The 26,523-nt window shown below is 70.0% G+C and carries 23 protein-coding genes; 19 read left to right on the forward strand and 4 right to left on the reverse strand.

Annotation, left to right across the window (positions count from 1 at the left end; genetic code table 11):
* Positions 1-20: 20 nt before the first annotated feature.
* Positions 21-1,022, forward strand: coding sequence for an AAA family ATPase (locus WMF14_RS21170; protein ID WP_437803342.1), 1,002 nt, complete (start codon positions 21-23; stop codon positions 1,020-1,022).
* On the opposite strand, the gene dnaE is transcribed toward WMF14_RS21170, so the two are convergent.
* On the reverse strand, positions 1,015-4,653 hold the full coding sequence (gene dnaE, locus WMF14_RS21175) for a DNA polymerase III subunit alpha (RefSeq protein ID WP_437803343.1): 3,639 nt from the start codon (positions 4,651-4,653) through the stop codon (positions 1,015-1,017). The two genes, WMF14_RS21170 and dnaE, sit on opposite strands and share 8 nt — an antisense overlap.
* A 244-nt stretch (positions 4,654-4,897) precedes the next feature.
* Between dnaE and WMF14_RS21180 the strand changes: the two genes are divergently transcribed.
* From WMF14_RS21180 to WMF14_RS21205, 6 genes are all read left to right on the forward strand, one after another.
* On the forward strand, positions 4,898-5,971 hold the full coding sequence (locus WMF14_RS21180) for a hypothetical protein (protein ID WP_437803344.1): 1,074 nt from the start codon (positions 4,898-4,900) through the stop codon (positions 5,969-5,971).
* Between the two features lie 466 nt (positions 5,972-6,437).
* Positions 6,438-7,061 (forward strand): OmpA family protein, encoded by a 624-nt coding sequence (locus WMF14_RS21185; RefSeq protein ID WP_272099486.1) that lies wholly within the window; start codon positions 6,438-6,440, stop codon positions 7,059-7,061.
* A 243-nt stretch (positions 7,062-7,304) separates the two neighbouring features.
* Positions 7,305-7,748, forward strand: a complete 444-nt coding sequence (locus tag WMF14_RS21190) for a c-type cytochrome (protein WP_272099488.1) — start codon at positions 7,305-7,307, stop codon at positions 7,746-7,748.
* A 6-nt stretch (positions 7,749-7,754) separates the two neighbouring features.
* The gene (locus WMF14_RS21195; RefSeq protein ID WP_437803345.1) at positions 7,755-8,198 is read left to right on the forward strand and encodes a hypothetical protein; all 444 of its coding nucleotides are present in this window, start codon (positions 7,755-7,757) and stop codon (positions 8,196-8,198) included.
* 507 nt (positions 8,199-8,705) lie between these two features.
* Positions 8,706-8,885 (forward strand): hypothetical protein, encoded by a 180-nt coding sequence (locus WMF14_RS21200; RefSeq protein WP_012236385.1) that lies wholly within the window; start codon positions 8,706-8,708, stop codon positions 8,883-8,885.
* 93 nt (positions 8,886-8,978) lie between these two features.
* Positions 8,979-10,070, forward strand: coding sequence for a TIGR04552 family protein (locus WMF14_RS21205; RefSeq protein ID WP_272099493.1), 1,092 nt, complete (start codon positions 8,979-8,981; stop codon positions 10,068-10,070).
* A gap of 384 nt (positions 10,071-10,454) precedes the next feature.
* Here the strand turns inward: WMF14_RS21205 and WMF14_RS21210 are convergent, their stop codons facing one another.
* Positions 10,455-11,195, reverse strand: coding sequence for a Crp/Fnr family transcriptional regulator (locus tag WMF14_RS21210; RefSeq protein WP_272099495.1), 741 nt, complete (start codon positions 11,193-11,195; stop codon positions 10,455-10,457).
* Positions 11,196-11,428: 233 nt separating this feature from the next.
* Between WMF14_RS21210 and WMF14_RS21215 the strand changes: the two genes are divergently transcribed.
* The 10 genes from WMF14_RS21215 to WMF14_RS21260 all read left to right on the forward strand — a co-directional run bounded on the left by WMF14_RS21215 (position 11,429) and on the right by WMF14_RS21260 (position 20,596).
* Positions 11,429-11,941: a DUF507 family protein gene (locus tag WMF14_RS21215; protein WP_012236388.1), complete on the forward strand. Its 513-nt coding sequence runs from the start codon at positions 11,429-11,431 to the stop codon at positions 11,939-11,941.
* Between the two features lie 202 nt (positions 11,942-12,143).
* Complete coding sequence (locus WMF14_RS21220; RefSeq protein WP_012236389.1) at positions 12,144-12,461, forward strand: hypothetical protein; 318 nt, start codon at positions 12,144-12,146, stop codon at positions 12,459-12,461.
* Positions 12,462-12,484: 23 nt separating this feature from the next.
* The gene (locus WMF14_RS21225) at positions 12,485-13,531 is read left to right on the forward strand and encodes an SDR family oxidoreductase (RefSeq protein ID WP_437803346.1); all 1,047 of its coding nucleotides are present in this window, start codon (positions 12,485-12,487) and stop codon (positions 13,529-13,531) included.
* Positions 13,532-13,557: 26 nt separating this feature from the next.
* Positions 13,558-14,427 carry a YicC/YloC family endoribonuclease gene (locus tag WMF14_RS21230; protein ID WP_272100036.1) on the forward strand — a complete coding sequence of 290 codons (870 nt, stop codon included), beginning with the start codon at positions 13,558-13,560 and terminating at the stop codon, positions 14,425-14,427.
* Positions 14,428-14,436: 9 nt separating this feature from the next.
* Positions 14,437-15,075, forward strand: a complete 639-nt coding sequence (gene gmk, locus WMF14_RS21235) for a guanylate kinase (protein ID WP_012236392.1) — start codon at positions 14,437-14,439, stop codon at positions 15,073-15,075.
* A complete protein-coding gene (mtnP, locus tag WMF14_RS21240; RefSeq protein WP_272099502.1) occupies positions 15,072-15,959 on the forward strand; it encodes an S-methyl-5'-thioadenosine phosphorylase in 888 nt (295 codons plus the stop codon). Before gmk ends, mtnP begins: the two co-directional genes overlap by 4 nt.
* Before the next feature lie 170 nt (positions 15,960-16,129).
* Entirely contained in the window at positions 16,130-17,056 is a 927-nt protein-coding gene (locus WMF14_RS21245; protein WP_272099504.1) for a PfkB family carbohydrate kinase, read from the forward strand.
* A gap of 100 nt (positions 17,057-17,156) precedes the next feature.
* Entirely contained in the window at positions 17,157-17,804 is a 648-nt protein-coding gene (locus WMF14_RS21250; RefSeq protein WP_272099506.1) for a hypothetical protein, read from the forward strand.
* Between the two features lie 135 nt (positions 17,805-17,939).
* The gene (locus tag WMF14_RS21255) at positions 17,940-19,565 is read left to right on the forward strand and encodes a serine/threonine protein kinase (RefSeq protein ID WP_437803347.1); all 1,626 of its coding nucleotides are present in this window, start codon (positions 17,940-17,942) and stop codon (positions 19,563-19,565) included.
* A gap of 149 nt (positions 19,566-19,714) precedes the next feature.
* Entirely contained in the window at positions 19,715-20,596 is an 882-nt protein-coding gene (locus WMF14_RS21260) for a hypothetical protein (protein ID WP_272099510.1), read from the forward strand.
* Between the two features lie 78 nt (positions 20,597-20,674).
* Here WMF14_RS21260 and proS read toward each other — a convergent pair whose 3' ends face one another.
* Entirely contained in the window at positions 20,675-22,231 is a 1,557-nt protein-coding gene (gene proS, locus WMF14_RS21265) for a proline--tRNA ligase (RefSeq protein ID WP_272099512.1), read from the reverse strand.
* 269 nt (positions 22,232-22,500) lie between these two features.
* Here proS and WMF14_RS21270 point away from each other — a divergent pair, with 269 nt between their 5' ends.
* Positions 22,501-23,397: an isoaspartyl peptidase/L-asparaginase gene (locus WMF14_RS21270; protein ID WP_272099514.1), complete on the forward strand. Its 897-nt coding sequence runs from the start codon at positions 22,501-22,503 to the stop codon at positions 23,395-23,397.
* A 16-nt stretch (positions 23,398-23,413) separates the two neighbouring features.
* Entirely contained in the window at positions 23,414-24,928 is a 1,515-nt protein-coding gene (locus WMF14_RS21275; protein WP_272099515.1) for a phytoene desaturase family protein, read from the forward strand.
* A gap of 14 nt (positions 24,929-24,942) precedes the next feature.
* On the opposite strand, the gene WMF14_RS21280 is transcribed toward WMF14_RS21275, so the two are convergent.
* A complete protein-coding gene (locus tag WMF14_RS21280) occupies positions 24,943-26,517 on the reverse strand; it encodes a sigma 54-interacting transcriptional regulator (RefSeq protein ID WP_437803348.1) in 1,575 nt (524 codons plus the stop codon).
* Positions 26,518-26,523: the final 6 nt, after the last annotated feature.

Genomic DNA, 26,523 nt, shown 5'->3' on the forward strand with positions numbered 1-26,523 from the left:
CGGCGTGCTACCGTCCCGCCGTGACGCCTCCTCCGGATCACGACGGCGGCGCGCTCGACGATCGGGGCGCCTGCGACGACACGCCGGCCACCGCGGCCGAGCTCGACGCCCACCTCTCGGCGGCCCGCTACATCTCCGATCCGGCGACCTCGCTCGCGCTCTGGCTCGCCCTCCGGATGGATCGTCCACTGCTGCTCGAGGGGCCGGCGGGCGTCGGCAAGACCGACCTCGCCCGCGCCGCCGCCGAGGCGCTCGGCCGAGGGCTCATCCGGCTCCAGTGCTACGAGGGCCTCGACGAGGCGAAGGCGCTCTACGAGTGGGACTACGCGAAGCAGATGCTCTACACGCAGCTGCTGCGCGACGCCGTCGTGAAGGAGATCGCCGGCGCGGCGAGCCTCGCCGCGGCCGCGCGCGCGATCGCGGGCAGCGAGGCCTCGTTCTTCAGCGAGCACTTCCTGATCGCGCGCCCGCTCCTCGCGGCGCTCCGGAGCGCCGCGCCGGTCGTCCTGCTCATCGACGAGGTCGATCGTGCGGACCCTGAGTTCGAGGCGTTCCTCCTCGAGGTGCTCTCCGACATGCAGGTCACGATCCCCGAGCTCGGCACGATCCGCGCCGCGCGCCCGCCGCTCGTCCTGCTGACGACGAACGCGACGCGCGAGATGACCGAGGCGCTGCGCCGCCGGTGCCTGCACGCGTTCCTGGACTACCCGCCGCCGTCGCGCGAGGTCGCCATCCTGAAGGTCGCCCTCCCGGGGATCGAGCCCCGCCTCGCGGCGCAGATCGTGGCGTTCGTCGGCGCCCTGCGGGCCATGGATCTGCGGAAGTCTCCCGCGATCAGCGAGACGATCGACTGGGCCCGCGCGCTGCTCCTGCTCGGCAAGCGCGCGGTGACGCCGGAGATCGCGCGCGACACGCTCGGCGTCCTGCTCAAGCACCAGAGCGACCGCGGCGACGCGGAGGCGAAGCTCGGCGCCCTCGTGCGGGCCGCCGAGCACGCGGGCGCGGGCGAGCCGGCTACCTGAGCTCGGCCACCTTCTCGCCGAACAGCTTCTCGAGCCGCCCGAGCATGGCGTCGTTGGGCTCGACGCGGAGATCGCGCCCCAGCGCCAGCACCGCCTCTGCCCCGTCGTCGAGCTGGATCACGAGCTGCACCGGGCACACCCCGGGGCTCGCCCGCAGCAGCGCCCCGAGCCGATCGATGTGCTCGCGCCTGGCGCTGCGCGACTTCAGCGTGATCGCCACGCTCCGCGTCTGCGCGAGGATGGCGTCGGCGAGCGGCTGCACCTCGTCGAGCAGCAGGGTCGGCTCGCGCGGCGCGGCCTCGGCCTCCTCGGCCCCCTCCTCCACCATCGGGAAGCTGATCTTCCCCGAGATCAGGACCGGCTCCCCTCGGTTCAAGAGGTCCGCATAGCTCTCGATCTGCTTCTCGCGCACCTTGACCTCGACCCGGCCGGTCGTGTCCTCGAGCACGAAGAACGCGATCTTGCCGCCACCTCCCTTGAAGATGCGCTCGCGGTAGCCCTCGACCATCCCGCCGACGCGCACCCTCGACCAGGCATCCATGCCGGCCAGCGCGCTCACCGCGGTCACGTCGAAGCGGTTCATGTCGACGCCGTACCGATCGAGCGGGTGCCCCGAGACGTAGAACCCGAGCGACTGCTTCTCCCGCGAGAGCGTCTCGCGCAGATCCCAGTCCTCGGCCATCGGGTAATCGTCCAGCCTCACCTCGCTCTTGGACGCCACCGCCGCGAACAGGCCGATCTGCGCGCTGTTCCGCTCCTTGCTCGCGGAGCGCGAGCGCTCGAGCGCCCTGTCGATGCCGGTGAACGCCCGCGCCCGCGAGATGCCCCGCGCGTGGAGGCTCGCGTCGAACGCGCCGCACTGCACGAGCGCCTCGAACACTCCCTTGTTGACCCGCCGCGGATCGACCCGCTCGGCGAAGTCGAACAGATCCGCGAACGCGCCGCCCGCGTCCCGCGCCTCGAGGATCGCCTCGAGCGCCGACTCGCCGACGCCGCGGATCGCGCCCATTCCGAAGCGGATCTTCGGGTCGTACGGGTCCCTCACCCGCGAGCCTCCGCGCCGGGTGCCGGCCATGCGCCTGCCGTTCGTCGCCGGCTTCGCGCTGTAGACGACGGTGAAGTCCGTCTTGGACTCGTTGATCTCGGGCGGGAGGATCTCGACCCCCCACGCGCGCCCCTCCGCGATGATCCGCACGACCTTCTCGATCTTGTCGCGGTCGGCGGTCATCAACGCGCAGAGGAACTCGACCGGGTAATGCGCCTTGAGGTACGCCGTCTGGTAGGTGAGCAGCGCGTACGCCGCCGAGTGGCTCTTGTTGAAGCCGTAGCCCGCGAAGTACTCGAGGAGCCCGAAGATGCGCTCGGCGTCCTCGCCCTTCACCCCGTTCTTGAGCGAGCCGTCGACGAACGTCGCCTTCTGCTTCGCCATCTCCTCGGGCTTCTTCTTGCCCATGGCGCGCCGGAGCAGATCGGCGCCGCCGAGCGTGTAGCCCGCGAGCTTCTGCGCGATCTGCATGACCTGCTCCTGGTAGACGATGACGCCGTACGTCGGCTGGAGGAGCTCGTCGACGAGCGGGTGCATCTTCTCGATCGGCTTGCGGCCGTGCTTGCAGTCGACGAAGTCCTTCACCATGCCGGTGCCGAGCGGCCCGGGCCGGTAGAGCGCCACGGCGGCGACGATGTCTTCGAAGGCGTCCGGCTTGAGGTCCTTGAAGAGCTGCTGCATGCCGCTCGACTCGAGCTGGAACACGCCCGTGGTCTCGCCCGACTGGAGGAGCGCGTAGGTGGCGGTGTCGTCGAGCGGCACCGTGTTCACGTCGAAGCGCTTGCCCTCCTTGTCCGCGAGGTCCGGCCGCGCGTTCACGAGCCGCACCGCGATGTCGATGACGGTGAGCGTCTTCAGCCCGAGGAAGTCGAACTTCACGAGCCCGGCCAGCTCTGCGTCGTCCTTATAGTACTGCGTGACGAGCTGCTCGCCGTTCTTGAAGCAGGGGACGTGATCCCAGAGCGGCCCCTCGCTGATCACGACGCCGGCGGCGTGCATGCCCGCGTGCCGCGTCAGCCCCTCGAGCTTCTGCGCCTGCTTCAGGAGCTCCGCGACCGTGGGATCGCTCTCCTTGAGGGCCTTGAGCTTCGGCTCGATGTCGAGCGCCTCGGGGATCGTGTACATGATCCCCGGGCTCTTCTGCGGGATGAGGCTCGCGATCTTCTGCGCCTCGTTCGCGGGGAACGCCATCGCCCGCGCGACGTCCTTGATCACGCTCCGCGCCTTGAGCTCGTGGAACGTCGCGATCTGCCCGACGGAGGGTTTGTCGGCCTCCTTGCTGTACTTCTTGGTGACGTAGGAGATGACCTCGTCGCGCCGGTCCATGCAGAAATCGACGTCGAAGTCCGGCATGCTCACGCGCTCCGGGTTCAGGAAGCGCTCGAACAGCAGGTTGTACGGCAGCGGATCGAGATCGGTGATCTCCATGGCATAGGCGACGAGCGAGCCCGCGCCCGAGCCGCGGCCCGGCCCGACCGGGATGCCGTGGTCCTTGGCGTACTTGATGAAGTCCCAGACGATGAGGAAGTAGCCAGGGAAGTCCATCTGAACGATGACGTTGAGCTCGACGTCGAGCCGCGCGCGGTAGGTCGCCTCGTCCACTCTCCTGCCCGTCTGCGCGATCTGGGCGAGCCGCTTCGTGAGGCCGTCGTGCGCCACGTGCCGGAAGTACGTTGCCGAGTCCGCGAACCCGCTCGGCAGCGGGAACGTCGGGAGCATCGGCTTGCCGAGCTTGAGCTTGAGCGTCGAGCACCGCTCGGCGATCTCGAGCGTCGAGCGCACCGCCTGCGGGTGGTCGCGGAACAGGTGCATCATCTCGTCGGCGGGCTTGAGGAACATCTCGAAGCTGCCGTGGTGCGCGGCGCTCGCCTCCGCGAACGTGCGGTTGGCCGCGATGCACGACAGGTAGAGCTGCCCCTCGCCGTCCTCGCGCGCGCCGAAGTGCGCGTCGTTGGTCGCGACGAGCGGAAGCCCCAGATCGCCCGCCGCCCGCGCCAGGATGCTGTTGAGCACCGACTGCTCGACCAGCCCGTGGTCCTGCAGCTCGACGTAGAGGCTCCCCGGCTGGAAGCAGTCCCTGAGCCGGCTGAGCGCCTCGCGCCCCTCCCCCTCGCCCTGCTCGAGGATCCGCTGGGCGACCACGCCGCCCATGCAGCCGGTCAAGCCGATGAGCCCCGCGCTGTACTGCGCCACCGTGTCGAGCCGCACGCTCGGCGCGAGCCCGCTCGCGGGATCGACGTGCCCCTTGGAGACGATGCGGACGAGGTTCTTGTAGCCCTCCTCGGACGCGGCGAGCAGCACGAGGTGATCGACGGGCGTCTCGTCCACGCCCGAGCGCGACACCTGCCCCGCGGACGCGCCCCAGCTGCGGGCCACGTTGACCTCGCAACCGATGATCGCGCCGATGCCCTGGTCCTTGCAGGCCTTGTAGTGCTGAATCGCCCCGAACATGTTCCCGTGGTCGGTCAGGGCGACGGCGCGCATTCCCAGCGATTTGGCGCGCGCGGCGAGGTCCTTGACGCGCAGCGAGCCGTCGAGGAGCGAGTACTGCGAATGCACGTGGAGGTGGATGAACTCAGCGGTCACAGCAGGCTTCCAGGTGGCTTCTCATCGTGGTGGTAGTCGGGAAAGACCGGTAATCGGGGAGAGGGCGCGGTGAGCGAGAGCGGGAGGCATCGGGACAATCCACCAGCGCTCGCCGGCGAGCTCACATATAGCGCATTGCGCAGCGGGGATCGCGCTTGATGAGCCGCGCAGGCCGGCGCTAGCATGTGCGCCCGTCTGAGAGCACTTGCCTGATCTGGGGTGGGGTTTCCAGAAAGTGAGGTCGATGATGCGTCAATCCCGTATCGCCGTCGCGGTGTATTTGGCGACCGCGCTCGTTTCCGTTGCCGGTTGTGGCTCCGAGGCCGCGGCGCCTGTCGTTCAAGACGTCGACCTCGGTCAACCGCCCGCGCCGGGCCCGGAGCAGGCAGGGGATGGCGAGGGCGTCGCGTTCGCGATCGACCGGCTCTTCCTCGGCGATACGGATCGCGACGGGAAGAAGGCGGCCGGCAGCTGGAAGCAGTACGGATTCAACCTCGACGGCAAGGTGTCCAGCACCGTATCACAAGACCTGTGCAAGCCGGTGGACGACACCGCCCCTTCGGAGGTCTATCCGGACGGCGCCGACGGGATCGACAACTCCTTTGGCAGCAAGCTCGTCGGCCTCATTTCCAACCTCCTGACCGACCCGTCGACCCGGGTCAGCGACGCCATCGGTAAGGGCGATTTCACGGTGATCTTCAAGGTCGACGGGCTCGGCGAGCGGCCTTCCTACAACCCCCTCACCGCGAAGCTCTACGGCGGCGCCACGCTGGGCGCGGCGCCCACCTGGGATGGCACCGACCGGTGGCCTGTCGTGCCTGAGCTCCTCGACGACGCTCAGGACGTCGAGAGCTCCAAGGTCGTGTTCCCGGCCAGCTACGTCGTCGACGATACATGGGTGTCGGGCCCGGATTCACAGGTCACGTTCCGGCTGAACCTGACGGTCTCGGACACCATCATCGGTCTCACGATCCGCAATGTGAGGATCGCGATGGATCTCGCGCCCGATCACAAATCGGTGGTCAAAGGGACCATCGCGGGTGTGCTCGAGACGGCTGTCCTCGTCGAGGAGCTCCGCGGCGTCATCGGCGCCGTACAGCCGAATTTCTGCGAAGGCGCGGCGCTGGAGACGATCCTCGATCAGGTCCGCCGCGCGTCGGACATCATGAAGGATGGCGGCCAGGACCCGAGCAAGGAGTGCGACGCCATCTCCATCGGCATCGGGTTCACCGCGAGAGCGGTCCAGCTGGGCGAGATCGCGCCGCCAGCCGTGACGACCGGCGTGCCGTGCCAGCCGGCGCCCGCAGACGGAGGCTGAGCGCCGCGCGACTCCCCTCCACCGACGGCCGCTGCGTCGAGCGCGCCTCCTGGGCTTTGCGGGCACCTCCCGGGTGCCCGCGCCCGCCGGAATCCACACAGCCTGCGACGTGCAACCTGCTCGGTCGGCTCCGACCATCCGCGAAGATCGTGCTCGCGCTTGAGCCGTCGCGCCCCCTGCGAGCGTCTCAAGGAGCGACCCCGCCCGTCCAGGGTACGCGCTCAGGCGAGGGAGGTCTTGCCAGCGCGCTCTCTCGGTCCGCCCGCTGGTGGGCGGGCCGCGAGGCGCCCTCTTCCTGGTTTCGTTCGTCCTGACTTTTCGCTAGAAGGCGGCATCGCTTCGAGCGTCCACCACGCAAGTACCCGATGGCGGTGAAGATTCATGGCGAGCTGCCGTCCAAGGGCGTCAGCCCGGCGGGTCGCCGACGCGAGCTCTGGCTCGTGCCCCTCAGAGGAGAACAAGGTCCATGCGTAGATACGTCGCTTCCGTTCTGTGCGCCGTGATGATGATTGGCGCTGCCGCCGCGACGGCGGGTTGCACGGCCAGCGCCTCGTTCGGCTCCGGCAAGGAGCCGGCGGCCGCGCCCCCGCCCCCGCCTCCCCCGGAGCCGAAGCCCGAGCCGAAGGAGGAGAAGAAGCCCCGCCCGCGCTTCAAGCTGACGTTCAAGCTCAAGGGCAATGAGGTCGCTCTCCCCGGCCCGGTGGTCTTCGAGACGAACAGCGACAAGCTCCTGCCCGAGAGCGACGAGGTCCTCAACCTCGTCGACGACTTCCTGAAGCAGCGGGAGGACGTCAGCCTGCTCCGCATCGAGGGCCATACCGACTCGGACGGTGAGGACGCCGCGAACCAGACGCTGTCCGAGAAGCGCGCGATGGCGGTCGCTCGCTGGCTCGTCGCGAAGGGGCACGACTGCAAGCGCTTCATCGCCGTCGGGTTCGGCGAGACCAAGCCGGTCGCCGACAACGGCACGCCCGAGGGCAAGGCCCAGAACCGCCGCACCGGGTTCTTCATCGCGGCGATCAAGGGCAAGGCGGTCGACAAGCAGCCCGTCGACGGCGGCGGCAAGGTCGCCGGCGACGCCTGCAAGTGACGCCGCTGCGCCCGGGCGCGCTTCGGGCCGCGCGCCGCGATCACCGCGGGCACGGGCCGTCGGGGCGTTCGCCTTGGGCTGACGGCTGACGGCTGCACCCGGTGGCCGGCGCCCAGCGCCCTTCGGGGCGTGCCGGCCGCCGGCGCCGCTGCGTTCTCCGCGCTCACCGGCGGCCGGCGCCGCCCCGCGATCCTTCTTTTCTTGCCTCCCCCACCAGCTTCACTATCGGTACGTCTCCACGACATGCGGAGACGTCACGACAAGTCCCTGGGTCGCCTCCTTTCCATAGCCATCCTCTGGGTCGGCCTCTTCGGCTGCAACTCCGGGGCGGGCGACGTCCGCCAGTGGACGCGGGACGACCACGATCCGCCGAACCCCGGCGAGGGGCAGGGCGGCAAGGTGGCCGCTCGGCCGATCGCGTCGGATGAGACCGATCCGGGGCTGATCGAGCTCGCCTGGCAGCGGAACTGCTCCACCTGTCACGGCAGGGCCGGGCGCGGCGACGGCCCGCAAGGTCCGATGGTCCGCGCCCCGGACCTCACCGACGCGGCGTGGCAGGATCGGGTGACCGACGCCCAGATGGCCGACACGATCAGGAAGGGCAAGAACAAGATGCCCGCGTTCGACCTGCCGCAGCCGGTGATCGAGGGCCTCGTGAAGCGCGTCCGCACCAACCGCGCGCGCTGAAGCCCGATGAGCTCGACCTCGCAGCACGATCTCGATGAAGCATCCGAGGAGAGGCCGCCGGAGCCGGAGACCCGACCGCCGTGGCTCCGACGTCTCGCGCCAGCGCTCCTCCTCCTGGGTGCGCTTTATGCGGGGAGCATCCTCTTCAAGCGGCTGCCCGAGGAGCGGGAGGTCGAGCTGCGGCTCGATGACGCAGCGACGGTCGTGCGGCTCGACGTGACGTGGACGGATTCTTCTTCGGGCGACCGCGCGGACGACGCCGCGCCGGCCATCGACAGCTCATGGCGGTTCGCCGAGGGGACGGCCCCACGGGCTGTCTTCACGAAGGTGTCGCTCCCGGACGGCCTCTACCAGGTGGAGATCACGGTCAGCAGGAAGGGCGAGCACGACGTGACGAGCCGGGCCGTCACGCTCGCGGACGAGTCCCGGATCACGCTGTTCGTACACTGAGCGGCGCCCCGCGCGCTCCCGCCGGCCTCGCGGAGCGCGCTTCGGCCGGCGCTCCTGGAGCGAGCCCAACAGCGTCCAGATGCGCCGGAGACCTGCTGCCGCTCATTGCGGTCGCCCGGCGCACGAGACCGTTGACGCCCGGAAACCGACAAGCAAGGCAGCGCCCTGAGTTGGAGGCGTGTCTCTGAGGTACCACCTCGCGTCCAGCAAGCCGCACGCAGTCCTTGATGAAAAACCTTCGTCCTTGAGTACAAGACGTTGTTATTGTTGATGTTTTACTGCTTCCAGTGACAGCGTTTCGGGTGGGAATGGAATGTGAGAACGAATTCCCTTGATGCGTTCCCCCCGAAACCGCTACTTCTTGGCCCGCGGAAGCAGGGCGTGGCACCTTATCCTACAACCACTTACACGCTCTGACTGGGACGACCGTGGTGCATCGTGGTGCCCCCCCGGAGGGAGCGACCATGCGGCCTGTACAGTGCCGCTGGAGGCGGAGAAGGAGAACCGATGAGGATCACCCCGTGGTATCTGGCTGCGCTCGCCCCGTTCGCCGCCATTGGTTGCAGTGGCGCCTATCTCGGCCACGCCGCCGTTGTCGCATTGACGATCGGCATCTTCCTCGGGACCCTCTCGCTCGGCCGCACCCCGAGCTCGAGCCCCGCCCCGCCGAACGCCCCTGTCTCCTGACTTTCTCGCCCAGCTACCGCCTGCTGCACCTCGACGCGAGGGTTTCCCGAGCGCACGACAGCGCTGGCGCTTACGCTCGGGGAGCGTGAGGTCATGACGCAAGACGCCTCCGTCGGCCGGCTCAAGCGGCTCGAAGAGTTCACGCTCATGGACCTGGAGTCCGTGCACCTCATCCTGCGCGGCGACTCGGTCATCGACTGGAGGCGGCTCAACCTGCAAGGCGAGCAGGCGGCGCGGGACCTCTTGCTGGCGCAGGAGTTCCGCCCGGACGAGCCGGGGGATCGCGCCCACCTCGAGAGCGTCAAGAACGAAGCGATCGCGTACCTGCGCCGCCATTTCGAGTTCCCGATCCCGAGCCCTGTCGCTCGCGCCTCGGTCGAGGAGATCCTGCTGCTCGCCTCGGGCAAGGGCCATCGCCAGCTCTGCGCCTGCACGATCCTCAAGGCGATGCACATCATCCATCACCTGGCCGGACGCGAGCTCCTCTTCTCGATCCCCATGTCGGACCAGGACGTCTTCCACCTCGTCGAGGAGAAGGTGTACCGGGTGATCGGCGGCATGCTCGCGGCGGGCTTCCCGATCACCGAGTTCATCGGCGGGCGCAAGAACAAGGACTCGCTCTACACGAAGCTCTTGTCGAAGACCGACACGACGGCGGCGGCCATCTACGACAAGCTCCGCTTCCGCATCGTCTGCCGCACCGTGGACGACTTGCTGCCGGTGCTCCTGTACCTGTCCGAGCGGCTGTTTCCGTTCAATTACGTCGTGCCTGGCGAGAGCACCAACACGATCCTGCGGTTCCGGAGCTACTGCGAGACGCGGCCCTTCCTTCTGCCGATGCTCGACGCGTTGCAGACCGACGTCGACGACGGACTCACGGCAGGCGACAACAGCTTCAGCGATCGGAGCTACCGCGTGATCCACTTCGTCGTCGATCTGCCGGTGCGACTCCCCGCCGAGATCCTCGACATGGCGCCGCCCGCGGCCTGGGCGCTCGGGCCGATCATCTTCGTGCTGTGCGAGTTCCAGCTGATCGACCGAGAGACCGAGGCGGCGAACGAGGTCGGCGAGGCGAGCCACGCCAGGTACAAGGAACGGCAGAAGCAGGCCGTCATGCGCAGGCTCAAGCTGGGGGTCCGCTCCACCCGTGACCCGGCGAGCGGCGGACCCAAGCGAGAGCGCTAGGCGCCGCGGGACACCGTCGAGACGCCGCGGCGACGAGGCCGCCAGCGCGCAGCGCACTGGACCGGGCAGCGAGCCTGGACCGCGCGGCGAACCAGGCCACGCAGCACATCCGACCGCGCAGCGCACGGACAGGATGGCTGCGGCGGACGTATTGGAGCAACACCGCGGCGAATCGAGCGGGCAGACCGGAGAGATCCGCGGGATATCCAGGGGTGGGTGCCTGGAGCGCGGAACGCGTGGGCAGCGCGGCGAACGCCGCTGCGACGCCGGGAGCAGTAGGGCTGTCGGAGCAGAGGCCGCCGAGCGAACAGCCTGGACGGTGCCCGACGGCGCTCGATCGAGGAGGCCTTGGGACCCCTCAACGACACCGACGGACGAGCGGGCTCAGATGCGGCCCTTCAGCGCGTCGCGATCGAGGACGACGATCCGGCGGCGATCGATCTCGATCACCCCCTTGCGACGGAGATCGCCCAGGGTGAGCGTGACGGTCTCGCGCGTGGAGCCGATCATGCTCGCCATCTCCTGATGGGTGAACGGCGCGGAGATGAGCACCCCGCGCGGATCGGGGATGCCCCAGCGCGTCGCGGCCTTGAGCAGGAACTCACAGAGGCGGGCCTCCACGTTGCGGAAGAGCATGGACGCCAGGCGCTCCTCGGTGTCCGTATGCCGCTCGACCAGCGTGGTCACGATGGCGGCGGCGAAGTTGGCGTCGCTCGCCATCAGGTTGCGCACCGTCGCGAGCGGGACGAGGAGCGCCTCGACGTCCTCCGTGGCGATCGCGCTCTCCCGGTGGGCCGTGACGCCCCCGAGCGCAGCCTCGCCCAGCACGTCGCCGGCCCCTCTGTAGCCGAGCGATAGGCTGCGCCCGTCGCTCATCCCACGTACCAGCCGGACTCGGCCGAGGCTGAGCATGGCGAGCGCGGTCGCGGCGTCGCCCTGCGTCACGAGGTGACGCCCTTTCGCGACGCGTTGAATCGTCCCTCCGTCCGCCAGCGCCGACTGCGTGGCCGGGGAGGCCGCGTTGCCGATCGCGCCGCGCCGGACAACCCGCCGCTTGCGGGAGTCCAGGTCGAGTCCACCGTCGTTCCCGAGCGCGCCAGGCTGGACCCTGACGCTCCGTGCCATCGCATCCTTACCCATCATCATCGCGGCTGCTCCTGCGGTTTGCGGTGTCGCGGTCCTACTGTTCCGGGGGGCCCCCACCGGCCGGGGGGGGCCCGACTTGTGCCGGAACCTCCCACTTGCGTTGACATCCTGGATACGCGGCCCGTACCTTTCGGTTCGAGCCGGGCACGCCCCGTGAATGAACCCCTGCACGGGGGAGCCAGTTCGACCGCTCCTCCAGCTACGGACGTTGGATGCGCCTCTTTAGCGGCAAAATTACTCCCCTCACAGAAGAACTCGTCCGCGCGCTCGTGGACAACCGCGATATCGAGTGCGAATCGAAGAAAGAGGTCGCGCTCGACGTCGAGTCGGTCTTCACGAGCTACCTGCACGCAGAGCGGGAAGCGACCGAGCGGGCGAAAGAGATCCTCCAGGCACGCGGACTGCCTCAAGGCGAGTTCAACCGGGTCAAGCGCCTGGCCGCGGAGCAGAAGGGGATCAAGACCGGCGAGGAAACGATGGATTATCTCCTCGATCAGCTGCTCGAGATGCTGATGCACTCGAACAACGTCGAGGAGGTGTTCGTCGAGGACCACGACCTGCGCCGCCGGATAAGGCCCATCCTCCGGAAGTACCTCGAGATGGACGAGGCGCTCGACACCGAGGTGCGCGGCAAGCTCCGCCACGTGCAGGAAGGGTCCCGCACCTGGGAAATCGAATACCAGCGGGTCATGGGCGAGATCCAGCGACGCAAGGGCCTGCTGTAAACGCCGCCGCCAGGCAGGCCAGCTCTACACCGAGCGAGCGAACCGTCTGTGGCGTTCGCTGGTCCAGCAAGACCCCGCCCGACCCCGCAGCGCTCGCTCCGCGGGACGCCGTTGTGGGATAGGCACGCACCATCTACGACCGTACCCTCTGCGGAGCGTTCCTTCTGCCAGATCGGGCTTCGTCGTGGTACCGGAGGACATCATGAGCTGGATTCCGAAGGTCGAGGCGAAGCGCCACTTCTGTCATAAATGCAAGAACGAGCTCATCTTCGAGGTGAAGCTCCAGCGCGCGGACACCTGTCCCCACTGCGGTGTCGACCTCCACTGCTGCAGGAACTGCGAGAACTGGGACCCGGCCGCGCACAACCAGTGCAAGGAGCACATCGCCGAGTACATCCCGGATCGGGAGAGAGCGAATTATTGTACTTTCTTCACGTTCAAGAACGGCGTACCGGAAGACAACTCGAAGCGCATCGCGGATTCTCGCTCCAAGCTCGACAACCTTTTCAAGAAGAAGTAGGCGCCCGCTGGGGGAGCACGCACATGTCCACGCCTCGCTACTTGGTCACCGGCGGTGCCGGGTTCATCGGAAGCAACCTCGTCGCGGCGCTGACCGCCGCCGGCGAGCGGGTCCGCGTCCTCGACAACCTCGCGACCGGCCGATGGGAGAACCTCGACGGGCTCCCGCACCAGTCGCTGATCGAGCGCATCACGGGGGACATCCGGGACGCGGCGGCCGTCGCGTCGGCGGCCAAGGGGGTCGAGGTCATTCTCCACCAGGCCGCGCTCGGCTCGGTCCCGCGCAGCGTCGAGTCGCCCGTCGAGTCGAACGCCGTCAACGTCGGCGGCACCGTCACGGTGCTCGACGTGGCGCGCAGGCAGGGCGTGCGCCGCGTGCTCTTCGCCGCGTCGTCCAGCGCGTACGGCGAGACGCCCGTCCTCCCGAAGCATGAGGGCATGGAGCCAATGCCGCTGTCGCCGTACGCGGTCACGAAGCTCGCCTGCGAGCACTACATGAAGGTCTTCGCGGGCATCTACGGCATCGAGACCCTGAGCCTGCGTTACTTCAACGTCTTCGGGCCGAACCAGACGCCGGACGGCGCCTACGCCGCGGCGATCCCGCGGTTCGTCGACGCCGCCCTGCAGGACCGGCCGATCCCGATCTTCGGCGACGGCGAGCAGACGCGCGACTTCTGCTTCATCGAGAACACCGTCCTCGCGAACCTGCTCGGCGCGACGTCGTCGAAGAAGTTCAAGGGGGAGGTCATCAACATCGCCGGCGGACGCAGGATCGGGCTGAATGAGCTCTGCAAGGAGATCTCGCGGGCCCTCGGGCGGGACGTCGCGGTCGAGCACCTCCCCGCCCGCGCCGGGGACATCCGCCACTCGCTCGCCGACATCTCGCGCGCGGCCGAGCTCATCGGGTACGAGCCCCGCGTGCGCTGGGAGGACGGCATCGTCCCCACGGTCACGTACCTGCGGACGCTCCGTGAGAAGGGACCCGCGGCCGCGTCGGCCACGGTCACCTGTGGCAAGGTTCCGCTGCCCAAGGCCCAAGGGGCCTCGGACATCGGACAGAAGGCGAGCTAGGTAGAGCGGGGCGGCTCGTGCGGAGCATGACCGGCTTCGGGCTCGGTGACGCTTCGCTCACCGATGGGCGTGTCGTCGCCGAGATCCGCTCGGTGAACCAGCGCTTCCTCGACGTGCGCGCGCGGCTCCCGCGCGAGCTCGTCGATCTGACGATGTTCGCCGAGCAGGTGGCGCGTGAGCGCCTGCGGCGGGGGCGCATCGAGATCATCGTGCGCACCGAGGGCGCGGTGCTGGCCCCGAGCACGCTCGACAAATCGAAGGCGCGCGCGGCGTTCCACGCCCTGGCGGAGCTCCGCGACGAGCTCGCGCCGGGCGCCGACGTGCCGCTCTCGCTGCTGTGCGCCGTGCCGGACCTCTTCGCCCCCGCCGGCGGCCACGAGATCGCGGCCGTCCGCGCGGCGCTCAAGCTGGCCATCGAGCGCGCGATCGACGCGATGGAGGGCATGTGCCTGCGCGAAGGCGAGGCGCTCGCCGGCGACATGCGCGGGCGGGTGGCCACGCTGCGCGCGCTCGCGTCCGAGGTCGTGGCGCGCGCGGACGAGGCGCGCGAGGCGCTCAGGCGCCGCCTGCGCGAGCGGGTCGAGCGCCTGCTCCAGGGGGTCGAGGCGGGCTTCGAGGCGACGCGGATCGAGGCGGAGGTGATGCTGCTCGCCGAACGCAGCGACATCACCGAGGAGATCACCCGCCTCCGGAGCCACCTCGACCAGTTCGGCGGCGCGCTCGCGGCGCCGAGCGGCGACCCTTGTGGAAGGAGGCTCGACTTCCTGCTTCAGGAGATGGTACGCGAGGCGAACACGCTGGGCTCCAAGGCGCAGGACGCCGCCATCTCCCATCACGTAGTGGCGATGAAGGTGGAGCTCGAACGCCTGCGGGAGCAGGTCCAGAACATCGAGTGACAGGAGAGCATGTCGACCGAAGCACTCAGTGACGACTTCCTCCTCCTCATCGTGTCGTCCCCGTCCGGCGCGGGGAAGACGACGCTCTGCGGGAGGCTGCGCAGCGAGTTCCCCGATCTGCGCTTCTCGGTCTCCCACACGACCCGGCGCCCGCGCCCGAACGAGGTCGACGGCCGGGAGTACCACTTCGTCGACCCGAACACGTTCGAGCAGATGATCCGCATCGGCGCGTTCGCCGAGTGGGCCAGGGTGCACGATCACCTCTACGGCACGAGCCTGAAGGAGATCGAGATCGCGCGCGCCACCGCGCGCGGCGTGCTGTTCGACATCGACCACCAGGGCGCGCGCCAGATCAAGGCGAGCCTGCCCGAGGCGGTCGCCGTGTTCATCCTTCCCCCGTCGCTCGCCGAGCTCGAGCGGCGCCTGCGCGGGCGCGGGACCGAGGACGAGCCCACGACGCTCCGCCGCCTCCGCAACGCGAAGGGCGAGATCGAGCATTACGGCTTCTTCGATTACGTCATCGTGAACGACGAGATCAACCGCGCCTACGAGCAGCTGCGGTCGCTCGTCTTCGCCGAGCGGTGCCGCCGCCAGCGGCGCGCGGCCCTCTGCGAGCGGCTGCTCTCCGAGCGGAGGTTCGAGCGATGAGCGCCAGCGGCGCGGGCGACGTGCTCGCCATCATCGGCGGCAGCGGCGTCTACGAGATGGGGTGGCTGGAGGACGTCGAGGAGGTCTCTGTCTCCACGCCCTTCGGGCTGCCGAGCGACGTGGTGCTCCGCGGGCGGGTCAAGGAGGGCGACGCGACCGTGCTCTTCCTGCCGCGCCACGGCCGCGGGCACCGCTTCTCGCCGTCGACGATCAACTACCGAGCGAACATCTGCGCGCTGAAGATGCTCGGCGCCACCCACGTGCTCAGCGTGAGCGCGGTCGGCTCCCTGCGTGAGGACATCGCGCCTGGCGACCTCGTCGTCGTCGACCAGTTCATCGATTTCACGAAGCGCCGGATCTCGACGTTCTTCGACGAAGGCGTCGTCGCCCACGTGCCGTTCGCCGATCCGGTGTGCCCGATCCTGGCGAGCGCGGTCCATGACGCGGCGCTCGCCACCGGCGCGCGCGTCCACCGCGGCGGCACCTATGTCTGCATCGAGGGCCCGCAGTTCTCGACGCGGGCCGAAAGCCGCATGTTCCGGACGTTCGGCGCGCACGTCATCGGGATGACCAACCTGCCCGAGGCGAAGCTCGCCCGCGAGGCGGAGCTCCCCTACGCCACGCTCGCGCTCACCACCGACTTCGATTGCTGGCACGTCGGCGAGGAGGCGGTGAGCGTCGAGGCGGTCATCACCGTGCTCAACCGCAATATCGTGGTTGCGCGGGACGTCGCGAAGTCCCTCGCCCGCAATCTCCCCGACGTGTCGCAGAGCCCGGCCCGTCACGCGCTGGAGAAGTGCATCATGACCTCGGCCGGCGCGTCATCGCCCGACGCAGAGGCGCGGCTCGAGTGGCTCATCGGCCCTCGGCGCAAGGCCGGCTGAGCCGCCCTCGGGCCCACTCGGCGCTGCGCCCGCTCCTGAAGGGGGCGCAGCGGGCGGGAGGGGCGCGGCGGGCTCTGCTGGCGTCGGGTGCGGCCGCGGCGCGGCGGCGCCGTCGCAGAAACGAAACGCGCGGCTAGCGGCTACGCACAAACCTGGCTAAGAGGCGTCCTGTGACGACCTCATCCGCGATCCTCATCATCGGTTCGATGGCCTTCGACGACCTCGAGCTCCCCTCCGGCAACGAGAGAGACGTCGTCGGTGGCTCCGCCACCTACTCGGCGTTCGCTGCCTCGTGCTTTGCTCCGGTGCGCACCGTGGCCGTGGTGGGCGATGATTTCCCTGAAGGGACCCTCGCGGCGATGCGATCCCGAGGGATCTCGATCGAGGGCGTCGAGCGCGCTCCTGGGAAGACGTTCCGCTGGGCCGGGCGCTACGACGTGGATCTCATCCATCGCACGACGCTGGACACGCAGCTCAACGTGTTCGCGTCGTTCGCGCCGAAGCTGCCGGAGACCTACCGCGACACGCCCTTCCTCCTGCTCGGCAACATCCATCCCGCGCTCCAGCTCGACGTCCTCGAGCAGGTCCGCGCGCCGCGCTTCGTCCTCGCGGACACGATGAATTTCTGGATCGAGGGGGAGCCGAAGGCGGTCGCGGCGATGCTGCGCCGAATCGACACGCTCGTGGTCAACGACGAGGAGGCGCGCCAGCTGTCGGGCAAGTACAACATCCGCCGCGCGGCGAAGGAGATCCTGTCCCGTGGTCCGCGCCGGCTGATCATCAAGCGCGGAGAGCACGGCGCGCTGCTCTTCGACGAAGAGGGCGTGTTCGCCGCGCCCGGCTTCCCGCTCGAGGACGTCATCGACCCCACGGGGGCCGGCGACGCCTTCGCCGGCGGGCTCATCGGTTACCTGGCGTGCCAGCCGGAGATCACGCCCCTCGCGCTCCGGCGCGGCATGCTCCATGCGACGGCGACCGCGTCGTTCTGCGTTGAAGCGGTTGGCACGCGGCGGATCGCGACGGTGACGCGCGCCGAGATCGCGGCGCGACTGACCGAGATCCGGGCGCTGTACGAGTTCGGCGCGAGCACGATGTGAAGCAGCCTGCCCTGGAGCGGCGCTGGCGCGAGAGCCCGCCGTGTGCGGTCGCTGTTCACCTTCCGGCGCATAGCCGTGCTAGACGACCGTCAAAGTGAACATGAACCTCACCACCCGTACTTTCGCAGGCATCGCCTTGCTGGCCCCCCTCGTCTTCGGCTGCGCGGCCCGTACTGCGCCGTTCGACGAGATGGACAAGGCGCAGATCACGGTCCTCCGCCTCCAGGGGCAGGAGCTGGCTCCGACGCCCGCGGCGACGACCGGGGCCCCCACCCTCATCCCGGGCATCCCGCCCGAGCTCCAGCAGATGGGGCAGGCAGCCCTGCAAGGACTGCAGCAGGCGCTGCCCGGGCTCATCCCGCCCAACCTGATCCCGGGGCAGACCGCCAGCACGCCGGTCCTGCCGGCGCAGCCGCGCTTCAAGAACTTCGTCATCCTCCAGCAGCGTCAGCTCACGACCAGCGACGCCGACGAGGAGCTCAAGGACCAGATCCTCGACGTCTTCGGCGACGAGGACAGCTTCACCGCGGACCGCGGCAACTGCTTCTATCCCGGCCTGGGCATCTCGCTGGTGCGGCCGAACAACCCCACGCCGGTCGATCTGCTCATCTCCTTCTCGTGCAACCAGGCCATGGGAGACGGCTTCCGCTGGCCTTACGCGACCAACGGCTTCTCGGCCGAGACCCACCAGAAGCTCAGCGAGATCTACCAGCAGCTCTGGGGACAGTCGGTCCCGCCCGGCGCGTGATCCCCTGCCGCGGCGAGGAGTTCGCCGTCTAATTTGTAATCAGCACCACATATCGTGACCGCAGGGTCCGGATGGCTAGACTTGATCGAGCTTCCGAGGTCCCGCGTATCGGTCAGGAGCGCGCCGCACGACGTCATGATCCCCCAACCCCAGCTGTTGCCGGGAAAGGAGCTCGGGCACTACGAGCTCCTCCTGCCCATCGCGCAGGGGGGAATGGCCACGGTGTGGGCCGCGCGCCACAAGGGCCGTCGCGGCTTCCAGAAGACGGTCGCCATCAAGACGATGCTTCCGTCGCTCTCGGATGATCCCCAGTTCGAGAAGATGTTCCTCGAGGAGGCGAGGCTCGCCTCGGGGATCCATCACCCGAACGTCGCCGAGATCCTCGACCTCGGCGAGCAGGACGACGTCCTCTACATCGTGATGGAGTGGGTCGACGGCGAGGCGCTGTCGGTCATCGCGAAGGCGGCGAGCAAGAGCGGCGTGGCCATCCCGCTGCGCATCGCGCTCCGCATCCTCGGCCGCGCTTGCCTCGGTTTGCACGCCGCGCACGAGCTCCGGGACCCGCAGAACGATGATCTGCTGCTCGGGCTCGTGCACCGCGATGTGTCACCCCAGAACATCCTCGTGACGTACGACGGCCACGTGAAGCTCGTGGACTTCGGGGTCGCCAAGGCGACCAACCGCGCGCACAACGATACGACCGCGGGACAGATCAAGGGCAAGGTGCCGTACATGTCCCCGGAGCAGGCGCGAGGCGATCGGGTCGATCGGCGCACCGACGTCTTCGCGATGGGGATCGTGCTCTACAAGTTGACGACCGGAGAGCACCCCTTCGCCGCAGAGAACGATCTCCTCACGCTGAAGTACATCACCTCGCGACCGGCGCTCTCACCTCGCTTGAAGAACCCGGATTTCCCGCCCGAGCTGGACCAGGTCCTGATGACGTGCCTGCAGAAGGAGCCGGAGCGCCGATACCAGACGATGCTCGAGCTGGAGCGCGCGCTGGAGGCCGTGCTGGCCAAGGAGCCGACGGTGACCGACCACGACGTGGGGGCGTTCGTGCGCGGGCTCCTGGGAGAGCGCAACCAGCGCCGGCGCGCAGCGCTGCGGGACACGGTCCGCGTGCTCGACGAGCGCGCCTCCAGCCCGCCCGAGGTGATGCTCCTTCGCGACAGCATCAGCGAGCTCTTCTTCACGCAGCTCCCTCCTGGTCAACCGAGCGCCCAGCTCCCCGCGCCTCGCCGGAGCACCCCCGCGCCCTCGCGGCCGGCGCTGCCATCCGAGTCGCTGATCCCGAGCTGGCCTGGCCATGAAACGCAGCTGGGCCCGATCGAGGTCCCGGCGGCGCGCCGTCGCTCGGGGACGCGGGTGGCAGCCGCCGCGCTCGCGCTCATCACGCTGCTCGGCGCCGGGGTGATGTGGTTCGGGCGGCCCACGCCGGAGCAGAGCGCGTCCGAGCAGCTCCCGGTGCACGCCCTCGGCGCTGGCTCGACGGCCGCAGCCGCGACGGGCGCACCGCCAGGGCCGGACGGCGCGCCCGCGCTCCTGGCCGACCACGTGGGCGTGGGCGCTCAATCCGCCCCCGAGGCGAGCGACCCGGGGCGTGGAGCGAGCGCTCCGGACCCGACGGCCAAGGGCGCGACGGCCACCGCAACCCCTAGCGCGACGGCTGCTGGCTCGAGCACCAGCGCGCGCAGAACGAACCCGGGCAAGCGCCCCTCGACGAAGTGGGTACCGACCGTGACAAATCCCGGGTTCTGAGCGGCCGCAGGGCACGGCAGCTCCGCGACGCGCTCCTCCTGGCAGCAAGCCTGGGCGTCGTCGGCGGCGCCGTGTCGTTGCGGCGGAGCCGAGCGTCCAGCGCCTCGCCGACGCCGGCGCTGGCGAGCGCGCCCGCGGAACCGTCGCCCTTGCCCAGGGGCGGTGAGCCCGAGCGCGCAGCGCTCGACGAGCACGAAACGCAAGCGGGGTGCGGCTTTGCCGACCATGGCTTCGGCGTCTACGAGCGATGGCGCCCGCTCCCGCTGGGCAGGCTCCTCGTCCCGCCGGCGAACGCGATTCGCTCGGACGGCGGCTACGATCTTCTGGTCCACTTCCACGGCGCCGAGCCTGTCCGGAAGGTGCTTGCCCCGAGGGGCATGGATCTCGTCATCGCCGGGGTCGACCTGGGGACCCGCTCGAGCGACTACGCGCGTGCCCTCGAGGGCGGCGGCTGGGACGCGCTGCTCCAGGCGATCGACCGCGAGGTCGAGAGCGCCTCCGGGAGCGCGGGCGCACGCGTCCGCCGCCTTGTGCTGTCCTCCTGGAGCGCTGGATCCGGCGCGATCGGGAGGATCATCGAGCGCGGGAGCAGCCACGTGGATGCGTTGATCCTGCTCGACTCCCTCTATGGCTCCTACATGCCGGGGCAGACGTCGCTCGCGCCGGGGCAGCTCGCACCCTACGTGGCGCTGGCCCACGCCGCCGCGCGCGGCGCGCCGGTCTTCTACCTGACGCACACCGACATCCCGACCAGCGGCTACGCGTCCACGAAAGAGACGGCCACGTTCCTACTTCGTGAGCTTGGAGCCACCCCCATCGCGGTGACCTCGAGCGGGGACGACGGGCCCTCCGCTGCGCCGGGCGATCGCGCCGAGGAGGCAGGAGACGCGCTCCGGCTCACCGGGATGTACGACGGCGGCAGCCTCTACGTGCGCGGCTACGCCGGAACGGGCCCCGGGGAGCACTGCGCGCAGCTGCGGCTGCTCCCCGCGATCCTGACGGAGCACGTGCTCCCCGCCCTTCGCCGTTGAGGCGCCGCTGATGCGAGGAAGCGCGCGGCGTCTTTTCCGCGCCGACGCGTCGGCGCACGCCCGGCGAACCTCCGCGGCTCAGTACGACTTCGCGAACACCACGCGCCGCGGGCTGGGCTTGCCGGTGAAGATGCACTGCCCTTCACCCGTCAGCGCGTCGGCCCACGGCGCCCCTTCGAACCCCCCGGTCGGGATGCAGCGGATGGTCACCTTGTGCGCATCCTTCACCGCCGTCTCGATCTCCGGATCGCCGGACCAGTGCGCCAGCGCGAACCCGCCTTGCGCCTCCTTGCCCCCGGTCGACGCGAAGAACGCGTCGAAATCTGCGCGGCTGTTGATGACGTGCGTGTTGCTGTCGCGCACGGCGAGCGCGCGCGCGTAGAGCGTCGCCTGAATGTCGCCAAGGATCTCCGTGATGCGCCCCACGAGCTCCCCGCGCGCGATGCTCGACTTGTCCTTCGGCGAGCGGTCCCTGCGCATCACCATGGCCACGCCGGCGTCGACGTCGCGCGGCCCGATCTCGATGCGCAGGGGGACGCCCTTCTTCACCCACTCCCACTGCTTCTCGCCGCCGCGGATGTCGCGCCGATCGATCTCGACCTCGACGCGGCGCTCGCCGAAGCGCTGCGCCCGGAGCTCCTTCGCGAGCCCGTCGATGTACTCGTCGATCTTGGCTCGCGTGTCGTCGCCCCGGTAAACGGGGAGGATCACGACGTGCGCGGGCGCGAGGCGCGGCGGGAGCACCAGGCCGTCGTCGTCGCTGTGGGTCATGATCAGCCCGCCGACGAGGCGCGTCGACACGCCCCAGGACGTCGTCCAGGCGTACTCCTCGGTCTCCTCCTTGGTCTGGAACTTGATGCCGCTCGCCTTCGCGAAGTTCTGCCCCAGGAAGTGGCTCGTCCCGGCCTGCAAGGCCTTCCGGTCCTGCATCATCGCCTCGATCGCATAGGTGTCGACCGCCCCGGGGAAGCGCTCGCTCGCCGTCTTGGGCCCCTCGAGGACGGGCATCGCCATGAAGTCGCGCGCAAACGTCGCGTAGACCCCGAGCATGCGCAGCGTCTCCTCGCGCGCCTCGGCCGCGCTCGCGTGCGCCGTGTGCCCCTCCTGCCACAGGAACTCCGCCGTCCGCAGGAACAGGCGCGTCCGGAGCTCCCAGCGCACGACGTTCGCCCACTGGTTGATCAGCAAGGGGAGATCCCGGTAGCTCTGCACCCAGCTCGCGAACGCCGCGCCGATGATCGTCTCGGACGTGGGGCGCACGATGAGCGGCTCCTCCAGCCGGGCCTGAGGGTCGGGAATGAGCCCGCCGCCAGGGCCGGGGACGAGCCGGTGGTGGGTGACCACGGCGCACTCCTTCGCGAACCCCTCGACGTGCTCCGCTTCCTTTTCGAGGAACGACTTCGGGATGAACAGCGGGAAGTAGGCGTTCTTGTGCCCGGTCGCCTTGAACATGCTGTCGAGCTCGCGCTGGATGTTCTCCCAGATCGCGTAGCCCCACGGCTTGATGACCATGCAGCCGCGGACCGGGGAGCTCTCCGCGAGGTCGGCCGCGCGCACGACCTGCTGGTACCACTCCGGGTAGTCCTCGTTGCGGGTGGGCGTAATAGCGGTCTTCGGCGCTTCGTTCTTGGCCACGGTCTCTGCTCTCCTCGATGGGCGGCTCGGCCGGCGGCCTTCGACCGGGCCGCCTCGTCCCGCTGCGGACGGTCGGCTGGCGCCGGCCCCCGCTCCGGGCTGAGCGCGCGACGTATCAGGAGCGCGGCAGGGTGTCGAGCGCAGCGGTCCCAGCGCCGGAGCCTCGCGGCCCTCCCGCCGGCTGGAGCGATGCCGCTCGCCCCGCCGGCCGCCGCGCGCCAGGCTGCCTTCGCGGCGGCGCGCCGTCGTGGTACGCGCAGGAGAACGACGTGAACTACGTCATCCTCACGCACGGCGGGGTGACCGCGCCGCAGAGCGGCTCGGAGAGCTGCGCCAGGGCCGCCGACGAGGCGCGCCGCGCGCTGGACGCGGGCGGAGAGGCGCTCGCGGCGGCGATCGGGGCGACCGCGCGCCTCGAGGACGACCCACGCTTCAACGCCGGGACGGGCTCAAACCTCCGCCTCGACGGGCGGACGGTCGAGATGGATGCAGCCGTGATGGCCAGCGATGGACGGTTCGGCGCAGTGGCGTGCATCGAGCGCGTGAAGAACCCCGTCCTTGTCGCCGCGAAGGTGGTGGAGACGCCGCACCTGCTCCTCGCCGGCGCCGGGGCGACGGCGTTCGCTCGCCGGCTGGGGTTCGCGGACCATGATCCGGTCACCGAGGAAGCGCGCCGGAAGCACGACCGCTCCCTCGCGGCGCTGCGGGGCGAGGGCGGAGACGACGAAACCACGAACGACGCGGCGCGCTTCCATGCGCTCACGGCGACGCGGTTCTGGAACTTCGACGCCGAGCCGATCGAGTGCGACACCGTCGGGGCCGTCGTTCGCGACACGCACGGCCGGTTCGCCGCCGCGGCGTCGACGGGCGGGTCGACCTACTCGCTCCGCGGCCGCATCGGGGACGTGCCGCTCCTCGGCGCGGGGATCTACGCCGGCCCCCACGGCGCCGTGGCGGCGACGGGCGTCGGCGAGGAGATCGCGCGCCGCTTCCTCGCGCGGACCGTCTACGACTGGCTCGCCGACGGCGTCGCGCCCGCGCGCGCCGCGCAGCGCGGCGTCGCGATGTTCCCCGACGTTCTCGCGATCGGCGTGCTCGTCGTGGGGCGGAGCGGCCAGGCGATCGCCTCGAACCGCACCATGCCGAGCGCGCAGCTCGTGGGCTGAGGAGCCGCAGACGACGATGCAGAGTGGAGACCCTGATGCGATCGTGGTGGGCGCGGGACCGAACGGCCTCACAGCGGCGGCGTACCTCGCCCGCGCGGGCTTCTCGGTGCTCGTCCTGGAAGCCGAGCGAGAGCCAGGCGGCGCGGTCCGCACGCGCGAGGTGACGCTCCCGGGGTTCCGCCACGATCTCGGCGCGGCGTTCTTCCCCTTCGGGCAGACGAGCCCGGCGCTGGTGCCGCTCGATTTGCCGGGGGCCGGCCTCGTGTGGCGGCACGCGCCGATCGACAGCGCTCACCCGGCGCCCGACGGGACGTGCGCCTCGATCGCGCGCGACGTCGACGCGACGGCGCGGTCGCTCGGCGAAGACGGCCCCGCATGGCGCCGGATCGCCGGCTGGCACGCGGCCACCCGTGAGCGGATGCTGAACGCGCTCCTGTCCACGCCGCCCGCCCTCGGGCAGCTGCTCCGGCTCGGACCCCTCAACCTGCTCCGCCTCGCGCAGGTGGCCCTCTCGAGCGGACGTGGCTTCGCGACGCGCACCTTCCGGACCGAGGCGGCCCGACGCGTCGTCCCCGGGCTCGCCCTCCACACCGACGTGGGCCCGGACGATCCCTGCGGAGCGATCGTCGGCTTCATGCTGACCGTGCTCGCCTCGAGCGGCGGCTTCGCGGTGCCCGAGGGCGGCGCCGGCTCGATCACGAGCGCGTTGCTCCGGCGCGTCGAGGAGCGCGGGGGCGCCCTCCGCTGCGGCGCCCGGGTCGACCAGATCATCGCCAGGCAGGGCCGGGCGGCCGCGGTCCGGCTCGACGACGGCCAGGAGATCCGCGCCCGCCGCGCGATCGTCGCCGATCTGGCCGCGCCGACGCTCTACCTCCGCCTGCTCGCGTCAGAGCTGGTTCCTGAGCGGGTGCAGCGCGCCATGCGCCGGTTCCGCCAGGGGTTCGGCACCTTCAAGATGGACTGGGCGCTCGACGGCCCGACGCCGTGGTCCCACGAGGACGCCGCGCGCGCGGCGGTCGTGCACGCGGGCGACAGCCTCGACGATCTCTCGGCCTTCACGCGCCAGGTGCGCGCCGGGTCGCTCCCCGAGCACCCCTATCTCGTGATCGGGCAGCAGTCGCTGGTCGATCCGACGCGCGCGCCGGCCGGCCGGCACACCCTGTGGGCCTACTCCCGCGTCCCCTCCTCCATCGAGGGCGGCTGGGCGGGCTCGCGCGAGCGCTTCGCCGATCGCATCGAGGCGCGGATCGAGGAGCTCGCCCCCGGCTTCCGGCAGAGGATCATCGCCCGGACGATCTGGGCGCCGGACGATCTCGAGGCGATGGATGCAAACCTCATCGGCGGTGATCTCGGCGGAGGCTCGGCCGATATCCGGCACCAGCTCATCTTCCGGCCGGTGTTCCCCTATTTCCGCTACCGGACGCCGCTCCGCGGCCTGTATCTAGGCTCGTCCTATGCGCATCCCGGCGCCGGGGTCCACGGCGCGTGCGGGCGCAATGCGGCCCTGGCGGTGCTGGAGGACGAGGGCTAGCGCGCCGCGCTTCGCTACTTCGACCGCGACGACGGGCCGTCCCGGTAGTCGGAGCGCTTCAGTCCGTGGCTCGCGATCTTCTCCTGGAGCGTGCGCAGCGGCATCCTGAGCCGCCGGGCGGCCATCGCCAGGTTGCCGTTGGTGCCGCGGAGGGCATCGAGGATGATCTCCGTCTCCAGACGGTCCATCTGTGCCTTGAGCCCGATCGCCGGCGCGGAGCTGGGCGGCCCTGCGAGCTCGATGGGAGGCCGATCCGGCGGCGGCGTGGTGCGTTTGGGCGCCGAGAGGGAGTGGATGCTCTCCGGCAGGTCGAGCGGAGTGATGACATGCCCCCGCGCGATGACGACGGCGCGCTCGATGGCGCTGCGCAGCTCGCGCACGTTGCCCGGCCAGGGATACTGCTCCAGGAGCGCGAGCGTCTCCGGATCGAGCGAGCGCACGTTCCTGCGATGCACCTCGCTCGCCTGCCGGAGGAAGCGCTGCGCCAGCGGTCCGATGTCCTCGCGCCGCTCGCAGAGCGGCGGGATGCGCAGCGGCACCGCGTTGAGCCGGTAGAGCAGATCCGAACGGAACGTGCCCGCCTCGCACATCGCCTCGAGATCGCGGTAGGTCGTCGCGACGACCCGCACGTCCACCTCGATCTCCTTGGTCGAGCCGACGCGGACCATGCGACCGGTGTCGAGGACGTGCAGCAGCGCGGCCTGGCAGGACGGAGGGAGGTCGCCGACCTCATCGAGCACCACGGTGCCGCCAGCGCACGCCTCGAAGACGCCCTCTTGCGCGTGGATCGCGCCGGGAAAGGCGTCGGCCTCGTGGCCGAAGAGCGTGCTCTCGAGGAGCTGGGCAGGCACGCCGCTGCATCCGACGCGGATCATCTGCATCTTGTGGCGGGGGCCAGCCTCGTGGATCAGCCGCGCGAGCACGTCCTTGCCGGTCCCCGTCTCGCCTTGAAGCAGCACAGGCGCGGACGAGCGCGCGAGGCGCATGGCGGTCTCGAGCACCGGGCGCATCGCGGGGCTGCGCATCACGAGCCCCTCGTCGCCCGCCGTGCGCAGCGCGCCCACCGGCGTGGGTCCGCCCACCAGGTTCTCGATGCTCGGCATTTTTCTCCGCTCCGGGGCGCCACGACGCCCGTCCAGCGCGTCGAGGTTCAGCACCGGCAGCTCGGCGCTCGCGATCACGCGCAGCGACGCCGTGATCTCCCCGAGCACCACCTCGTCGCCGGGCTTCAAGACGCCGCGCTCGACGCGCTGCCCGCTCAGGAAGGTGCCGTTCGTGGAGCCGAGATCCTGGATGAGCACGTCGCCGCGCTGGAACGTGAAGCGCGCATGGCGTCGCGACAGGCTGCGCTCGGGGATCGCGACATCGGCGCTCGGATCGCGGCCGATGACGACGCCGACCCCCTCCATCAGCCGCACCGTCTCGGCGCCCTGCCGGTGGTAGATGATGAGCAGCACGTGCGGCTGCGTCCCGCGCTCGCGGCTCAGCTGCGTCAACGCATCACGGACCTGCGACATGGCGATCGGGTCCGTCACGCCCAGCTGCGACTCGTACTGGACGTCCTGTGCTCCGAGGTCGTCGTGCGGCATGGATGG

It is taken from the genome of Sorangium sp. So ce693, assembly GCF_051521375.1.
In the GTDB taxonomy this organism is placed as follows: Bacteria; Myxococcota_A; Polyangia; order Polyangiales; family Polyangiaceae; genus Sorangium; species Sorangium atrum.

What these genes read in the sequence shown, in the direction of transcription:
- WMF14_RS21280 (WP_437803348.1), bottom strand. Translation starts at nt 26,517, where the DNA reads ATGCCGCACGACGACCTCGGAGCACAGGACGTCCAGTACGAGTCGCAG.
- WMF14_RS21255 (WP_437803347.1), top strand. Translation starts at nt 17,940, where the DNA reads ATGATCCCCCAACCCCAGCTGTTGCCGGGAAAGGAGCTCGGGCACTAC.
- WMF14_RS21220 (WP_012236389.1), top strand. Translation starts at nt 12,144, where the DNA reads ATGAGCTGGATTCCGAAGGTCGAGGCGAAGCGCCACTTCTGTCATAAA.
- WMF14_RS21275 (WP_272099515.1), top strand. Translation starts at nt 23,414, where the DNA reads ATGCAGAGTGGAGACCCTGATGCGATCGTGGTGGGCGCGGGACCGAAC.
- gmk (WP_012236392.1), top strand. Translation starts at nt 14,437, where the DNA reads ATGTCGACCGAAGCACTCAGTGACGACTTCCTCCTCCTCATCGTGTCG.
- WMF14_RS21215 (WP_012236388.1), top strand. Translation starts at nt 11,429, where the DNA reads ATGCGCCTCTTTAGCGGCAAAATTACTCCCCTCACAGAAGAACTCGTC.
- WMF14_RS21250 (WP_272099506.1), top strand. Translation starts at nt 17,157, where the DNA reads ATGAACCTCACCACCCGTACTTTCGCAGGCATCGCCTTGCTGGCCCCC.
- WMF14_RS21225 (WP_437803346.1), top strand. Translation starts at nt 12,485, where the DNA reads ATGTCCACGCCTCGCTACTTGGTCACCGGCGGTGCCGGGTTCATCGGA.
- WMF14_RS21210 (WP_272099495.1), bottom strand. Translation starts at nt 11,195, where the DNA reads ATGGCACGGAGCGTCAGGGTCCAGCCTGGCGCGCTCGGGAACGACGGT.
- WMF14_RS21190 (WP_272099488.1), top strand. Translation starts at nt 7,305, where the DNA reads ATGCGGAGACGTCACGACAAGTCCCTGGGTCGCCTCCTTTCCATAGCC.
- WMF14_RS21180 (WP_437803344.1), top strand. Translation starts at nt 4,898, where the DNA reads ATGATGCGTCAATCCCGTATCGCCGTCGCGGTGTATTTGGCGACCGCG.
- mtnP (WP_272099502.1), top strand. Translation starts at nt 15,072, where the DNA reads ATGAGCGCCAGCGGCGCGGGCGACGTGCTCGCCATCATCGGCGGCAGC.
- WMF14_RS21200 (WP_012236385.1), top strand. Translation starts at nt 8,706, where the DNA reads ATGAGGATCACCCCGTGGTATCTGGCTGCGCTCGCCCCGTTCGCCGCC.
- WMF14_RS21230 (WP_272100036.1), top strand. Translation starts at nt 13,558, where the DNA reads ATGACCGGCTTCGGGCTCGGTGACGCTTCGCTCACCGATGGGCGTGTC.
- WMF14_RS21185 (WP_272099486.1), top strand. Translation starts at nt 6,438, where the DNA reads ATGCGTAGATACGTCGCTTCCGTTCTGTGCGCCGTGATGATGATTGGC.
- WMF14_RS21195 (WP_437803345.1), top strand. Translation starts at nt 7,755, where the DNA reads ATGAGCTCGACCTCGCAGCACGATCTCGATGAAGCATCCGAGGAGAGG.
- WMF14_RS21205 (WP_272099493.1), top strand. Translation starts at nt 8,979, where the DNA reads ATGACGCAAGACGCCTCCGTCGGCCGGCTCAAGCGGCTCGAAGAGTTC.